14 protein-coding genes are annotated in these 16180 nt (G+C 39.0%); 7 read left to right on the forward strand and 7 right to left on the reverse strand.

The window, feature by feature from the left end; genetic code table 11:
• Nucleotide 1 precedes the first annotated feature (1 nt).
• Nucleotides 2-385, reverse strand: coding sequence for a VOC family protein (locus tag CWD91_RS13440; RefSeq protein ID WP_103441487.1), 384 nt, complete (start codon nt 383-385; stop codon nt 2-4).
• A gap of 89 nt (nt 386-474) precedes the next feature.
• Here CWD91_RS13440 and serS point away from each other — a divergent pair, with 89 nt between their 5' ends.
• Nucleotides 475-1746 carry a serine--tRNA ligase gene (serS, locus tag CWD91_RS13445; RefSeq protein ID WP_103441488.1) on the forward strand — a complete coding sequence of 424 codons (1272 nt, stop codon included), beginning with the start codon at nt 475-477 and terminating at the stop codon, nt 1744-1746.
• Between the two features lie 11 nt (nt 1747-1757).
• Here the strand turns inward: serS and CWD91_RS13450 are convergent, their stop codons facing one another.
• The 3 genes from CWD91_RS13450 to CWD91_RS13460 form a co-directional block, all read right to left on the reverse strand.
• Nucleotides 1758-2336: a phosphatase PAP2 family protein gene (locus CWD91_RS13450; RefSeq protein WP_103441738.1), complete on the reverse strand. Its 579-nt coding sequence runs from the start codon at nt 2334-2336 to the stop codon at nt 1758-1760.
• 77 nt (nt 2337-2413) lie between these two features.
• Entirely contained in the window at nt 2414-3319 is a 906-nt protein-coding gene (locus CWD91_RS13455) for a diacylglycerol/lipid kinase family protein (RefSeq protein ID WP_103441489.1), read from the reverse strand.
• Nucleotides 3320-3324: 5 nt separating this feature from the next.
• Nucleotides 3325-5226 (reverse strand): LTA synthase family protein, encoded by a 1902-nt coding sequence (locus CWD91_RS13460; protein ID WP_317045615.1) that lies wholly within the window; start codon nt 5224-5226, stop codon nt 3325-3327.
• Nucleotides 5227-5614: 388 nt separating this feature from the next.
• Between CWD91_RS13460 and CWD91_RS13465 the strand changes: the two genes are divergently transcribed.
• Both CWD91_RS13465 and CWD91_RS13470 read left to right on the forward strand, forming a co-directional pair.
• A complete protein-coding gene (locus CWD91_RS13465; protein WP_317045616.1) occupies nt 5615-6250 on the forward strand; it encodes a phosphatase PAP2 family protein in 636 nt (211 codons plus the stop codon).
• Between the two features lie 25 nt (nt 6251-6275).
• Entirely contained in the window at nt 6276-7019 is a 744-nt protein-coding gene (locus tag CWD91_RS13470; RefSeq protein WP_103441492.1) for a COG4705 family protein, read from the forward strand.
• A gap of 36 nt (nt 7020-7055) precedes the next feature.
• Here CWD91_RS13470 and CWD91_RS13475 read toward each other — a convergent pair whose 3' ends face one another.
• The 3 genes from CWD91_RS13475 to CWD91_RS13485 form a co-directional block, all read right to left on the reverse strand.
• Nucleotides 7056-9479 carry an outer membrane beta-barrel protein gene (locus CWD91_RS13475; protein ID WP_103441493.1) on the reverse strand — a complete coding sequence of 808 codons (2424 nt, stop codon included), beginning with the start codon at nt 9477-9479 and terminating at the stop codon, nt 7056-7058.
• A 72-nt stretch (nt 9480-9551) separates the two neighbouring features.
• Nucleotides 9552-10829, reverse strand: coding sequence for a sensor histidine kinase (locus CWD91_RS13480; protein WP_239985778.1), 1278 nt, complete (start codon nt 10827-10829; stop codon nt 9552-9554).
• Nucleotides 10830-10832: 3 nt separating this feature from the next.
• Nucleotides 10833-11507, reverse strand: a complete 675-nt coding sequence (locus tag CWD91_RS13485; protein ID WP_103441495.1) for a response regulator transcription factor — start codon at nt 11505-11507, stop codon at nt 10833-10835.
• Between the two features lie 130 nt (nt 11508-11637).
• Here CWD91_RS13485 and CWD91_RS13490 point away from each other — a divergent pair, with 130 nt between their 5' ends.
• The 4 genes from CWD91_RS13490 to mgtE all read left to right on the forward strand — a co-directional run bounded on the left by CWD91_RS13490 (nt 11638) and on the right by mgtE (nt 16040).
• Nucleotides 11638-13422, forward strand: coding sequence for a tetratricopeptide repeat protein (locus tag CWD91_RS13490; RefSeq protein WP_103441739.1), 1785 nt, complete (start codon nt 11638-11640; stop codon nt 13420-13422).
• Nucleotides 13423-13491: 69 nt separating this feature from the next.
• Nucleotides 13492-13803: a DUF4286 family protein gene (locus CWD91_RS13495; RefSeq protein ID WP_103441496.1), complete on the forward strand. Its 312-nt coding sequence runs from the start codon at nt 13492-13494 to the stop codon at nt 13801-13803.
• A 25-nt stretch (nt 13804-13828) separates the two neighbouring features.
• Entirely contained in the window at nt 13829-14701 is an 873-nt protein-coding gene (gene rsmA, locus CWD91_RS13500) for a 16S rRNA (adenine(1518)-N(6)/adenine(1519)-N(6))-dimethyltransferase RsmA (RefSeq protein WP_103441497.1), read from the forward strand.
• Nucleotides 14688-16040, forward strand: a complete 1353-nt coding sequence (mgtE, locus tag CWD91_RS13505) for a magnesium transporter (RefSeq protein WP_192877670.1) — start codon at nt 14688-14690, stop codon at nt 16038-16040. The genes rsmA and mgtE overlap by 14 nt, the downstream gene beginning before the upstream one ends.
• The last annotated feature ends 140 nt before the right edge of the window (nt 16041-16180 follow it).

The raw sequence follows: 16180 nt of genomic DNA on the forward strand, positions 1-16180 counted from the left end.
TTTATGAGAACGGTTTGGCTCTATGGCACAATTGTAAGGGAATGCCCCAGGGGTCGCGAAGCATCACCAAATGGCTCCCGTCGGCCTTTTTGATTTCCTCTACAAAACTGGCCCCTTTATCCAACAATCTAATTTTATCCCTTTCAGCGTTTTTGGACACAAATGCCATATGAAAGGTAAGCGGGTGCTTAAGCTTGAAATTTGTAATTTCCTCATCAGGTCTATGGTAAAGTTCAAGCATTACCCGTCCGGATGAATCTTCAAAAAAAGTCATGAAAGGCGCTTCCGTTTGTTCGCTAACTACTTTTAACCCCAGATTGGCAACATACCAATCTTTAATATCATGGACGTTTTTTACATTTAATGCCAGATGTTCAAAAACCATAGTTTTTAGAATTGCATTTTATATCTAGGCTAAATTTATGCCTAAATTCGGAAGATTAGGTTAAATTTGCACGATAAAATTTTAAAAAAATGTTGCAGTTACAGGCTATTCGTGAAGATAAGGAACAAATTGTAGAAGCTTTAAAAAAGCGTAATATTGACGCTCTTCCGCTTATTGAAAACGTACTTCAATTGGATGAAAAAAGGCGTTCACTGCAAACACGATTAGATAATACCCTGGCTGAATCCAATAGTATATCCAAGGAAATAGGAGCCCTTTACAAAAGTGGTAAGGCGGCGGAAGCCAATGTTTTAAAGGAACGTACAGGGAGTTTAAAGGAAGAGTCAAAAGAACTGAACGAGGAATTGACTTCAACAGCTGTGGAACTTCAAAACTTGTTGTACCAAATCCCAAATGTTCCACATACATCAGTTCCTGCGGGAAGCACAGAGGAGGATAATGAAGAGATTTTTAGGGAAGGGGACGTACCGACCTTAATGGAAGGTGCAATTCCCCATTGGGAGTTGGCAAAGAAATATGACATTATAGATTTTGAATTGGGGGTTAAAATAGCCGGCGCTGGATTTCCGGTGTACAAGGGCAAAGGAGCCCGATTGCAAAGAGCACTTATTTCTTACTTTTTAGACAAGAATGCAGCGGCTGGATATAATGAAATTCAAGTGCCGCATTTGGTAAATGAGGCCTCTGGTTACGGTACCGGTCAATTGCCGGATAAAGAAGGTCAGATGTATCATGTAGGGGAAGATGACCTATATCTAATTCCAACTGCGGAGGTGCCGGTAACCAATATCTTTAGGGATGTTATTTTAAACGAGAATGACTTTCCAATTACGCACACTGCCTATACGCCTTGCTTTAGGAGGGAGGCAGGGAGCTATGGTGCACATGTACGCGGATTAAACCGTTTGCATCAGTTTGATAAGGTAGAAATAGTTCGTGTGGAACACCCATCAAAATCATACATAGCCTTGGATGGTATGGTAGAACATATAAAAGATATCCTACGTGAATTAAAACTGCCCTATAGGATCTTGCGTCTTTGTGGAGGGGATTTAGGTTTCACCTCTGCCCTTACGTTCGACTTTGAGGTCTTTTCCACCGCCCAGGATCGTTGGTTGGAGATCAGCTCCGTTTCCAATTTTGAAACTTATCAGGCCAATAGATTGAAATTGCGCTATAAGGACGAAAATGGGAAAAGCCAGTTGGCTCATACCTTAAATGGTAGCTCCTTGGCATTGCCAAGGGTGCTGGCCGGAATATTGGAAAATTATCAAACGGCAGACGGAATAAAAATTCCTGATGTTCTTGTTCCATATACCGGTTTTGATAAAATAAACTAATATCGGCTGGTTTAAAATTTATATGAATAGCCCAAAAGGTAGTTGCCATTGGTGCTGTTGAAGCTAATTTTCATGTGGTTTTTTTGGTACGGTGTAGTAAAAATATAGGAGCTGCCAACACCTATTATGGCCCCTGCCAACACATCCCAACCGTCATGTTTATCCCCTTGTAATCTAGTATAGCCGGTAAAGCCTGCAAGTGCATAGGCCACCGCACCGTATTCCCATCCATAGCGTTTTTGAATGAATGCTGCACTCTGAAAGGTGGTTGAAGTATGCCCGGAAGGAAATGAAGAATTATTGCTTAAATCCGGTCTTGGCTTATCTATGGCCACTTTTAGTCCTATCGTCAGTGCTTGGTTTAAGATAAATCCTTTGGTAAACTGCCAAGTACCCTGTTTGTCCCCAATAGCTATAGTACTGCCCAATGAAGATGCCGGCAAGGCTATCAATAAAACATTACCTATGTCTGTTATTGTTTTATCTTGTGCAGATAGCCTTAAAATACTTAGGAATAGTAAGATTATCAAAAGTGGTGACTTGGGATATTGACGGATTATTAAAATAGCATTGTTCAAAATAGAGATCATTTCAAAAGCCGTTAAAAGGTGTGCGACTGGCATACCCATTGGGAGGCGTAAATAAAATTAAAGAATCTAAAGATAAATTAAAGTTGGGGCTCAATGTTTTTGGGGGCAAGAATACCCAACGATTTCTCCAAGACGGAAATGCTTATAATTTTGTCTTCAACCAAATGGAATTCTCCATCTATTTGAGAGTCCAGAAATAAACCCCCACTCCTATGGATTTGTAAATTTTTGGTTTGATAAGTCTTAATTTCCTTAAGCCAATGGGACTTGCGGATCAACATTAAGGCACCGAACAAAAGCATTTTTAATTTGCTTAATTCAGGAACTATAAGTACGTCCAACTTTCCATCCATCAAGGAGGCTTTGGGCGTTAAACTAATGTTGAATCCCAATTCATTGGAGTTGGAGACAAATACTAGAAATGGGTTTAGTATGACATGGTTCCGATCAATGGATATCTTTACATCCCTTTCCCTTTTATACTCATTAAAAGATTTAAAGGAGGCCTTAATGTAACCTATAATGGTTCTCTTTTTTAAGGCTTCATAGTTTTTTATGACATGGGCATCAAATCCCAATCCAGTGTTGCTAAAAAAATATTGTTCATTAATTCTTCCAACATCAATGGTCAAAACATCCTCATTTTTAATTATCTCAATGGCATTTTTAATGACTTGGGGAATCATTAGGTGTGAGGCAAGGCCATTTCCAGATCCTATAGGGATTATACCCAGTTTTATGTTTGTACCAACCAAACAGGAGGCAATCTCATTGATGGTACCATCTCCCCCACAGGCTACTATGGTCTGGGCTCCTTCTTTGATGGAATTATTTGTCAGTGTAATCGCCTGTTTTTTAAATTTTGAATATTTAACGCACAGGCTATAATCAGTTGCATGGAAAAATGGTCTAAGGAAGTCAATATCTAAAATATTATTGCCTGAACCTGCTTTGGGATTAATAATAAAATGAATATTTTTCAAAATGCTTATTGCTTTGTCCTAAGGCCTTTATGGGTGTATAAATAATTGGCTACTTGATAAAACGCTATAGTGGTATCCAGATAATTCTTGTCCGTAGGAATTAAAGATAGGTTATTGTTGGTGGGATTCCATTCATAAAAGTTGGCCTTCTTTTGATCTCCCAAAACCATTACTTTGTTTCCTTTTAAAAGGCCCAATTTTCTGTAATTGCCTATAAATGCCCTTTCGTCTTCCAGCTTCATGCGAAAAATATCTTTCCCGAACAAATTACTGGTGTAATCCCACCTTAATAACGAAAATACCGTGGGAAAGATATCTATCTGGGAACAAAGTTTATTTAATCTTTGTGGAGGAATGTTCGGTAGATTGTAGATCATAGCAGGAATGTGGTAATTGTTTATATCCAGTTCCCCTTTTCCGGCACTACTGGCACAGTGATCGCTCATTATTACAAGTATAGTGTTTTTATACCATGGCTTTGTCTTGGCGATTTTCAGGAATTCCCCTATGGCAAAATCGGTATACTTTATGGCTCCAGCCCTGCTGGTACCGGAAGGAATGTCTATTTTGTCCTCTGGATAGGTGTAGGGCTTGTGGTTGGAAGTGGTCATTACAAAATCAAAAAATGGCTTATTGGCTTGGTGTGCCAAATCGGCTTCCTTAATTACTTTATTATAAATGTCCTCATCGCAGACACCCCATGCATTTTCAAAAGTCACTTCTTCATCCTCAATATTGGTTCGTGTGGTTTGTATACTCTTATCCAACAGAAATCCTCTGCCCCTATCCACTATATTAAATCCGTTGCCGCCAAAGTAAGTATTCATATTATCGAAATAACCATCTCCACCATAAAAGAAATTTCGGCTGTATCCTTTATTTTTAAAAACTTCTCCAATGGTGAATAGATCCGTATTGTCTTTGCGTTTAACAATGCTCCTACCCTGTGTAGGGGGAATGGATAGGGTTATGGCTTCCATGCCGCGAACAGTCCTTGTTCCGGTGGCGTAAAGATTGGTGAAAAATATGCTGTTATTGGCCAAACTGTCCAAGGTTGGGGTAATGTTATAATCACCGCCAAGGGAATTTAAGTATTTGCTACTCAAGCTTTCAATACATATGAAAATAATGTTCGGTTTAAGGGGTTTGGAGATGGAATCCGTATTGTGGATTGTTCTAAGTATGGAATACTCTTTTGGTTTTAGAAAAGTTGACTTTTCATTGCTGTAGGATGCTTTGACGAGTTCAAAGGCCTTTTCAGTATTTATAGTAGTGTAAAAATCAGTAAATGAAAGTTCGTTGTTCCTGAAGGCGGCAAAGAACGAATAAATTCCAGCTTTGGACAGCTCGTTATTATACCTGTTGGCAAACTGTTCTGCATGTTTGTTCTTAATAAATAAGCCAGAAATAATTGTTATGCCTAAAACAAGCAAAAATGGTAACAATTTGGCCTTAAAGATGGTAGTGCTTTTAAAAGTTTTGGTGAAGACCGATTTTTTGTATGTAATAAAAATTAAGGTTCCAACTGCAATTAGGATTAGCGTAACCAGATAGGGGATTGGATACGATTCATTGATGTTTTTGACCACTTCATAGGTGTAAACCAAATAATCGACCGCAATAAAATTGAATCTATTTTTAAATTCGTCCCAAAATGTGATCTCTGCGAAGAAAGAAAATAGAAATATCATTAAACCTATAGTGTAAGCTACATATGTGATCCACCTGTCTACAATTCTTCCGTGGAACTTTTGGGGCATTAGTAGTAAATAAATGGAGTAAGGCAATGCAAAGAACGAGATGGTGCCTACATCAAACAGAAATCCGATACAAAAAGTTGCGAGTAATGTTCCAATTGTGGTGTCAATTTCCCCAAAGCTCCAAATCAGGAATACCATCCTAACCATAAAAGATAAGCTTAGAAAAATAAGGATAAAAGTTTTTAATAGTGCAAATCGGTCAGGGAATATTTTTTGCCACATATTTGGGAACGATAGAATAATTATGCTATAAAATTAGATTAGAAATCTAAGGGAAACTTAAAGTTGTGTAGTTCAGGGGAGTTTGTCCTAAGTTTAAGATTCTTTGATCTATGACTTTAGATTTAAAAAAGAATTTGGGTTTAGTTTTGAATTCCAAAGTATTATTTAAAACTATAAAGGCTTGAAATTCAACCATTTGGTATTCTTGGCATCTATATGCACAATTTGGGTTGTTACACCCGTTATGGCCCAGCAATCAAGTCATGATAGTTTAACTTTTCCCAGTAAACATGAGTTTAAATATCAAAGCCTTATGGTACCTATTTCATTAATCACATACGGTATTGTTGGGATTGAAAGTGATGGTTTAAAATTGTTTAATTCTGAAATTAAAGAAGAGGTGAATGAGCATATAGATCGAAATATAACCATCGACAATTTCTCTCAATATGCACCAGCCCTATCCGTATACGGTTTAAACTTGTTAGGGGTAAAGGGAAAAAATGATTTTAAAGACAGGACCATTATCCTAGCCACATCTTACCTTATAATGAGTTCAAGTACCTTGGCGTTAAAGTCCATAACAAAGGTAAAAAGACCGGACGGCAGTTCTTTAAATTCCTTTCCTTCAGGCCATACGGCAACTGCTTTTATGGGTGCGGAATTCTTATATCAAGAATACAAGTCGGTTTCTATATGGATTGGGGTTGCGGGTTATTTGGTCGCTAGCGGGACTGGATTATTTCGGGTCTACAATGATAGGCATTGGTTAACCGATGTTGTGGCTGGTGCAGGGATTGGAATGATGAGTACAAAAATTGCCTATTGGTTAATGCCCAGTATTCGAAATAAAATTTTTAAGAGGGGTAGTGAAACTACTACAACTGCAATCTTAGCGCCCTTCTATACCAATGAAGCTATCGGAATCACTTTTACGGCTTCTTTTTAATTATTTATACCAAACGAAATAGCTTATGAAAAAGGTAGCCGAAGTAACCCTGGTTTTTTGGGTAATGAAAACATGTGCAACTACCTTTGGGGAAACCGCTGGAGACCTGCTTTCCACGACATTAAAGATAGGTTATGGGCTTAGTTCTGTTATATTGCTCGGATTTTTTTTGGTAACATTAATACTTCAACTAAAATCAAAAAAATACAATCCGCTAATTTATTGGCTGGTAATTATTTCGACCAGTACGGCGGGTACTACCATTTCGGATTATATGGATAGAACCCTTGGATTGGGATATGCAAAGGGATCATTACTGCTTTTTTTGTGTCTCATGACCGTTTTATTGGTTTGGTGGAGGACGGAAAAGTCATTGGAAGTATCCAATATTTCAAACTTTAGGCCTGAGCTATTTTACTGGATGGCCATCTTGTGTTCCAACACATTGGGCACGGCCTTGGGCGATTATCTTGCAGATGATTCTGGTCTAGGTTTTGCTGGAGGGGCATTATTAATAGGCCTATTGCTGCTGGGGGTGGTATTCTTGAAATTTTACACCCATGTATCTACTATTTTACTCTTTTGGGTTGCTTTTATTTTAACAAGACCATTTTGGGCCACTTTTGGCGACTTACTTACAAAACCCTTGGAAAAGGGCGGATTAAATCTTGGGACTTTTGGTGCCTCAGCTGTCCTACTTTCAATTTTGTCCATTTTGATTGTGAATGAGCTCTTGCGAAAGCAAAAACAAATAAGAGAGATCAATTAAAATTGATTTCATTGCCATTCGGAAAATATTGGAGTGCTAAAACTTATACTTAAATCCGACTCTTACAATCTGTGTTTCAAAATAGTTTTCATATAATGCTGTAAAGCCATCACTTTTCACTTCTTGTCTCAGGCCAAAGGTGTTTAAGATGTCGGAAGCAGATAGTGTAAATTCTCCATGACCGTCCCAAACAATTTTCTTTAGGCCCGCATCGATCGAGGATCTTGATAGTTCTTTGCCTTGAGGGATATTTTTATCTGAATAGTAAAGTCCGGTAAACTGAAGAGCCCATTTTTTTGGCAAGTTAATTTCATTGTTAATTTTAAAATCCGCTGCATTATCGGATGATTTTTCAATAAAAAATGGTCTCACATAGGGAAATAATAAAGTGCCGGTATAGTTGTCTATGCTATTTACGTACCAATTAAAACTTGCGGATAATTTCCAATTTTGGGTAATGTCCTGACTTACCAGGAGTTCTATACCCGTATTGGTGGCATTACCAGTGTTCTGATATATTTTGTTTACAATATCATAATTTGGATTGGAATCGTCTATGCTAAAAATACGCATATATTGATCCATGATCATTCTGTGGTAAATGGCCGAAAAAAGGGAGCCCTTTCCCCAGCTGTATTTATGGGCAAGTTCCATGGCATCCGTAAATTGAGGCCTTAGATAAGGGTTGCCCACTTTTAGGAGTTCCGGGTCGTCATATTTTGGGAAAATCCTGAGTTCCGGTTCGCCCGGCCGGTCTACCCGCCTATTGTAAAAAATGGAGAGTTTGTTGTAATCATTGACTTTATAGGTGAATCTAAGGCTGGGAAAAAGTTCGAAGTAGTTATAGGCGTCGTTATTCAGGTAGTAGCTGTTTGCGGGATCTATATTGTAAAAAACATCCGTGTGTTCGGCACGCAGCCCGGCTTCAATGTCAAATTTTTCCTGTTCCAACAAATAGTTGGTGTAAAGTGCATATAGATTTTCGCCCCAATCGGAATATGCCCCCATATTGGGATAAATAATACTATTGTTCCCGGGTGTTATAGTATACTCCACGGGTAATCTTCTGATTCTGGCCTTGGTTCCCAATTCTATTTTTCCGTGTTTCAAAGCCCTGGAGTAATCTGCGGATAAGCTTGTTGTATGCTCAATGGCCAGGATATTGGTGGCATCCCTTCCTACCCTAACGGCCGAGCTATCGTTCAGGTAATAACTTTCATCTTCCAGGCCTTTTGTGTATTGTAAATAGGCACTAAGGGTATGTCCTATTTTGTAAAATTTATGTTTATAATTAACGGCAACATTGACATAACTTGTAATTTCTTCTTCCTGCCAATTGTAATACCTTTCCCGGTTAGTGGTATTCAGATTTATAAATGCCACCTGTGATGTATCTATGTGCTTTTCACGATCGTACGTTCCGGAAAGGGTAATGGCATCATTTTCTGTTAGTTCCCAATCCAGACCGCCATTAATAATTGCTCTGAACTGTTGGCGGTTTTCCGGTACTTGGGAAACGGTATTTCTGCCATCATCATAGTGTCGGGTTGTAAACTCGTTATTTGGCAGGGCCTCCTGCAAAATAAATTCCGATAGTACAAAATAATTCAATTTATTGGTCTTGTAATTGAAATTTAGGCTGGGAATAAGTTTTGGGTTAAGGGAGTAGGATCCAAGATCGGTTTTGGTATCCTCCTTCTTTTTGTCCAATGCCCCGATACCAAAGGAAAGTCCTACATCACCGTTAAGCCCGGTTTTATTTTCTTTTTTATAAATAATATTAATGATTCCTGCAAATCCATTTGCGTCGTATTTGGCTGATGGATTATTGATTATTTCAATTTTGTCTATGTTGGCAGCAGGGATATTGCCCAATCCTTTTTGATTCCCAAATCCGGTGAGACTGGATTGTTTACCGTCGATTAAAATAACCACCTTGTCACTTCCCCGAAGTATTACTTTGCCTTCTTGATCAAAACTTACTCCGGGCATGGTTTTCATGGCATCAAGCACAGAACCACCAGTTTGGGCAATATTGTCGCTTAGATTAAAGGATTTTTTATTCAACTCAGAATTGGTAGTTGACTGTTTTCCGGTAACCTCTATTTCATTTAGCATTTCTGCGTCCGGGGATAATGCTATTCGGCCCAGATCGAACACGGTGTTTAGACCTCCGGTGACTATTTTTTGCGTTGCCCCCGCATATCCCAAATAGGAGAAATAAATAGTATAGGTGTCTATTGGGATATTCTCAATAAAAAACCTTCCATCATCATCGGTAACGGCTCCTGTCACCAAAACATTGTCGGAAAAACGGTTTACCGATACGTTGGCAAATGGCAAAGTCACATTAGTCTCCAAATCTACTAATCGTCCAGTGATACCGATGGCTTTCTGTGCAGAAACGGCTGTAAGGCCAAGTAGTATAAATAGTATTAAAAGAGAGGTTTTCATTTTCATTCTAAATTCAAAATTGAGGAAAAGTAACAGAGTAATCTAAAGAGAATTTAAAGCTTATCTCTTAGGGCATTTTTATTCATTGGAGGCCGGGGCTGTAACAAAATCTATTGAAAAACAATGATGGTCGTTTACATGCTTATAGGAAACGTGGTAACCGTATAGGTCACATATCTTTTTTACAATGGCGAGACCCAGTCCAGTCGATTTTATTTCCTTGGTTTCTCTATAAAATCGCGTAAAGAGATGTTGTGGATTGGCAATTGGCTTAAGGCCAAAATTGGACACAGTAATGGCCATTTCATTCGCCACTATGGTTATTGGCTCACTATTGGTGTTATATTTTATAGCATTGGAAATAATGTTTGTGCACAATATTTCTGCCAAATACGGATCCATGCTGACCACAATGTTGTTGGTTTTTTGAAGTGATAGGGCAATTGAGGATATCTCACTAAAATTCGCAATTATTTGGTCTATTATGGCAGTAATGTCAATATTTTCTTTGTGCGTAAATTGTTGGTTCTCCAGCTTGGTCAACAGGGTCAAACGTTTGTTTAATTGCGTCAGGCGCTGTATGTCCTTTTGTATAGATGTCAATTGGTTAAATTGTACCTCGGTTACCGTTTGATCGTTAATTATATTTTCAATTTTGGCCTGTATTATGGCCAGCGGGGTCTGAAGTTCGTGGGAAACATCCTCTGTATATTGTTTCAAGTTTTCGTAATCGTCCTTCACTTTAACTGTCAATAGGGTAATCTCTTTATTCAATTCGGAAAATTCAAGAATTTCACTGTCCAGAAACTGTATTGGTTTTTTGGACAACAAGGAAAATGTTTTCATCTGTTCCAAATTGTGGAAAAACGGATACCATAGCTTCTTGTTGTAGGATTTATTTAGATAAAATTGGAAAATAAAAACTAGGAAGATTATAACTATGTAAGAAAGGATAATGGCCCATAAAATTTGGTTGGACTCTACAACAAGAACACGCACCGATATCTTGTAAAATTTGCTGTTAATATTCTTGTAGGTGGATAATTCCCTAAACAATTCCATTTCATTTTGGGAGGGGTCGTATATGACCGTGTCTTTGGTAAATGTTGCTTGTGGGTGGTCTACCTCAACAACCTCAATTATAGGTGCCAAGGAACTGGGATGTTTTCCCGCCATAAGCGCGCTTTCTATTCTCGCTTCTGCTGAAAACAGTTCCTCTTCCACTTCCTGCTTAAGAAGCCAACTTACGTAAAAGTAGAGCGCAAAGGTACTAATGACCATTAATAGCAAGCTTGCCCAAAAAAATGTTTTGGAAGCCTGCTTTAACAACGGTATTTTAATATTCTTCTTGATCAAGTTTTATTCTTCTGTAAATTTATAACCACTTCCGTATGCGGTCTTGATGTATTTTGCACCTTCGAACGTTAACTTTTTTCTGAGGTTGTTGATGTGGACATAGATAAAGTCAAAATTATCGGCCAAATCGCTGTTGTCGCCCCATAGATGTTCTGCAATAATTTCTTTGGACAACACCCTATTTTTATTGGTAACGAAGAAAAGTAACAGATCGTATTCCTTTCGGGTGAGGGTCATTGGTTTGTCTGCTATGTAGGCCGATTTAGCCCTGGTATCTATTCGTATTTCATTAAATGTAATACTTTCGTCGCCCCCAAATTTACCTCTTCTCAGTACAGCTTTTATCCTCGAATTAAGCTCTGCCAAATGAAAGGGCTTGGTTATATAATCATCTGCCCCCAAATCCAGACCTTCAAGTTTGTCGCTCAAAGAATTATTGGCGGAAATAATTATTATACCAGCTTTTTTCTTTTCTTTTTTCAGTTGTTTTAGGACATCCAAACCACTTCCCGTAATCAAATTGATGTCCAGAATAATTACATCGTAATCATATAGCGATACTTTGTATATGGCTTCCTCATAGTTGGACGCACACTCACAAACGTTCCCATCCTTTTCCAAATAGGTAACCATGGATTGTTGTAAAGAAAGTTCGTCCTCTGCAATTAAAAGTTTCATCAATATAAATTATATACAAAGTTACATCTTAAATCTAAGGTGAATTTAAAGTTTTGGATTCTGATAATTCTTTATATTGCCATTAACACACACTTTATACATTCTGCGTATCTTTGAAAAAAAAGACCTCTTGCGACTACCTTTTTATATTCTTTTACTAATCTGTTCCCAATCTTTGTTTTCGCAGGAAGACTTCTTGGCAAAACAGTATTTTGAAGATGGCGCCTATGATAAGGCGGTAGTGTTCTATGAGAAGTTGGTCGCCAAAAATCCAATGCGGACCGATTATGGGGAAGGTTTAATTGCGTGCTATCAGCAATTGGAACAATATGATAAGGCAGAAGAATTCTTGTTGAAGGCCGTGGACGGACAAAATATTTATCCCACTATGCTCATTGAGTTGGGCTACAATTACACCTTACAGGATATGCCGGAAAAGGCTACGGAGTATTACAACGCAGCGCTCCAAAAAATAAACGAAAATCCAAATTTTGGATATGGCCTTGGATATAGATTTCAAAAATACGCTTTGTTGGACTATGCCATAAAGGCGTATTCCCTCGCCATGGAGTTAAACCCACAATTGGATTATAATTTTCAAAAGGCAAGAATCTATGGGGAGCAGGGCAACATAGAGGAAATGTACGATTCCTACCTAAAATTAATTAGTGAAGGCAAAGCTTCCCAGGCCAATGTTCTTCGAAATGTTAACGATTTTATTAGTTCCGATGCCGATAATCCCAATAACATAAAATTCAAAAAAGTAGTACTTCAGAATGCCCAAAAAAACCCGGATATTCTGTGGAACGAATTGTTGAGTTGGCTTTTTGTTCAGCAAAAACAATATAAAAGTGCCTTTAGTCAAGAAAAGGCCATTTACAAAAGAGGGGGAGAAAATTCTTTACAACGACTACAGGGCTTGGGAAAAATGGCATTGGAAGAGCAGGAACTGGAAACTGCAAAGGAAATATTTGAATATATTTCCCAAAATAGTGCCGATGCCGTGATGGCCTTGGATGCCCAACTAAGCCTAATTGAAATAGATTTACTGGATAGTGATGATAAAGTACTGGAAAGGGTCCAAGGAAAATTTGATGCCTTACTGGAGGTTCACGGTTATGAAATGGAAACCTTGCAGCTACAAATTGCCTATGCCAAATTTTTGACGTTTAATAAAAATACCGCGGAACCGGCCATTGAAATCCTCGGTCAGAGTTTGGAGCTGCCTTTGAATAATTATGGCAAATCCTATATTAAAAGCACCTTGGGCGATATTTTGGTATATGATCAAAAATTTAATCAGGCTTTGATCTATTTTTCCCAAATACAGAAAGACCTTAAAAATGATGTATTGGGTCAGGAGGCCCGTTTTAAGGTGGCCCAAACCAGTTTTTATAAAGGGGATTTCGATTGGGCGCTGACCCAATTAAAGGTCCTTAGAGGCTCAACCTCCCAATTAATCGCCAATGATGCCATGCAATTGAGCTTGTTGATTTCCGATAACTCCTTGGAAGATTCTACCCAAACAGCTTTAAAAAAATATGCACGTGCCGACTTTTTGGCGTATCAAAATAAAAAGAAGGATGCCGTTGTGCTATTGGAGGATATCCTACAAAATCATAAAGGGGAGAAAATTGAGGATGAGGCCCTTATGAAACAGGCACAAATTTTAACCGAATTAAAGGATTATGAAAAGGCAGAATTTAACTATCTTAAAATAGTGGAATTTTATGCCAGCGATATTTTGGCGGATGATGCCAATTTTGCCTTGGCGGAATTGTACCGCATTATCTTAAACCAACCTGAAAAGGCAAAGGTACATTATGAGAAAATCATCTATAATTATCAGGATAGTTACTATTTTCCACAGGCCAGAAAGAATTTCAGGATGCTTAGGGGAGACAGTATAAATTAATTGTCCAAAAATCCTGGCCAATCTTTAAAATAATATAAGTATTCCCTTTCGGGAAAGTAAAGAAATATCATGTATATATACAATGTTACAATGAATATTGAGGAATCGATCCAGACGGAGTGGTTGTCCTGGATGAAGGAGGTTCATATCCCAGAGATGTTGGACACCGGAAAATTTTCCAAAGCGTTGATGACCAAAGTGCTGGTGGAGGAGGAGATGGGTGGCATTACCTATTCCATTCAATATACAACCGATTCAAAAGAAACGCTTCAAAAATATTACGACGAGGATGCAGAAAGACTGCGTAAAAAGGCGATGGAACTCTTTTCCGGTAAGTTTGTTGCTTTTCGGACAGAGCTGGCCATCATTAGCGAACACTAATTGTATTACATTATTACGCAGCGCCATGAGCAAAAAAGGGAAAAAGACATTTCATTCCAAAAAAGAGAAGTTCAATAGACCTTGGAAGGAAGAAAGCCCCGTTAAGGCAAAAAAACATTTAGGCCAGCATTTTTTAAAAGATGAGTCTGTTGCCCAACAAATAGGGGACACGCTAACCTTGGACGGATACCGCAATGTCATAGAAATTGGGCCTGGTACCGGGGTGCTTACCAAATATTTGTTGGAAAAAGATATAGATTTGGTGGCCATGGATCTAGATGCGGATTCCATAATTTACCTAAACCACAGTTTCCCTTTGGAACACAATAAGGTAATGCAGCGCAAAGGAGAGTTTAAGGTTTTGGAGGCCGATTTTTTAAAGTACGATCTTTGGACCCTTTTTGGGGAAGAGCAGTTTGCCATAACCGGTAATTTTCCTTACAATATTTCCACGCAGATTGTTTTTAAGATGTTGGAATTTAAAGACCAGATTCCGGAGTTTACTGGGATGTTTCAAAAAGAGGTTGCGGAAAGGATCTGTGAAAAGGAAGGGAGTAAGGCTTATGGCATCCTTTCAGTATTGGTACAGGCCTATTACGATGCAGAATATTTGTTTACAGTATCCCCACAGGTTTTCGATCCTCCGCCAAAAGTACAGTCGGGAGTATTAAGGCTCATAAGAAAGTCCAACTTCCATTTGGAAGTGGATGAGAGACTTTTCAAGCAGGTGGTGAAAGCCGCATTTAACCAACGTAGGAAGACGATTCGCAACAGTTTAAAAACCTTTAATCTTTCCGATGTTCTCAAAGAAGATGCTATATTTGGCCTTCGTCCGGAACAATTGAGCGTTGAGGACTTTATTTCGTTGACACAGAAGATAGCAAATGATACCATTTAAACTCACAGAGGAATATTTAGCTGAAATAGAGCAGCTAATAGACAGCAAGCAGAACTTGCAATTGTCTGCGCTTTTGGATGAGGTGCATTATGCGGATGTGGCGGAGATCATCAACGAATTGGACGAGGACCATGCTACCTATCTAATTAAACTTCTCGATAGCGAAAAAACATCGGAAACCCTTACGGAGTTGGATGTTGATGTTCGGGAGGCCATCCTTGCCAACCTTTCGGCTAAGGAAATTGCGGGAGAATTGGATGAGTTGGATACCGATGATGCCGCAGATATCATTGGGGAGTTGCCCAAGGGAATGGTCCAAGAAGTAATTTCCGAATTGGAGGACAGGGAGCATGCCAAGGACATTGTAGACCTTTTGCGCTATGACGAAAATTCCGCTGGTGGACTTATGGCCAAGGAGTTGGTCAAAGTCAATGAGAACTGGAACGTGCTTACCTGCGTAAAGGAAATGCGGGCACAGGCAGAAAACGTAACCAGGGTGCATTCCATTTACGTGGTAGATGATGAAGGTAAACTTAAAGGTCGACTTTCTTTAAAGGATTTGTTGACTACCTCTACAAAGACCCATATAAGTGAAGTGTATATTCCCAAGGTAGATGCCGTTAATGTAAATGAAAAGCCCGAGGAAGTCGCCAGAATTATGTCCAAATACGATTTGGAAGCCATTCCTGTGATCGATGAAATTGGTAGGTTGGTAGGCCGTATTACTATAGATGATATTGTAGATGTTATAAGGGAAGAGGCAGAAAAGGATTATCAATTGGCAGCCGGTATTTCCCAAGATGTGGAAGCGGATGACAGTATTTGGGACCTGACCCGCGCCAGATTACCATGGTTGTTTCTTGGCCTTTTGGGAGGTGTAGGGGCAGCAGCCATAATGGGAGGTTTCGAGACCCTGATGAGCGATTACGGCGTGCTTTTCTTCTTTACACCTCTTATAGCGGCCATGGCCGGTAATGTTGGGGTACAATCCAGCGCCATTATGGTTCAGGGTCTGGCCAATGACGATTTAAAGGGGAGTATTGCCGGTAGACTTTTAAAAGAAATGTTGTTGGCACTGCTTAACGGAGCTGTGTTGGCGACGATATTATTGTTTTTTACCTGGATCTGGAAAGGCAGTTTTCTTACCTCCCTGGCCATTTCCATTTCTTTGATAACGGTAACCGTAGTAGCTGGGATCATTGGGACTTTTATACCAATTTTTTTGCACAAAAGGGGCATAGATCCCGCCATTGCTACTGGACCATTTATTACAACCAGTAATGATATATTCGGAATTTTGATATATTTTTCCATCGCCAAGGTAATATTGGGTATTTAGGGCACTCCACCTTCTTCGGCGGTGGCGGGCTTTCCGCGCTACAGGGTAGCCAGCTGCAATCCCTAGTGCAAATAAGTTTTTAAAATAATATTTAAGCCTGAAAATAGTCTTGGTTCTTGTTTCCAATAGCCGTACGGTCT

Origin of the sequence: Arenibacter hampyeongensis (genome assembly GCF_002909255.1) — a bacterium.
Taxonomy (GTDB): domain Bacteria; phylum Bacteroidota; class Bacteroidia; order Flavobacteriales; family Flavobacteriaceae; genus Arenibacter; species Arenibacter hampyeongensis.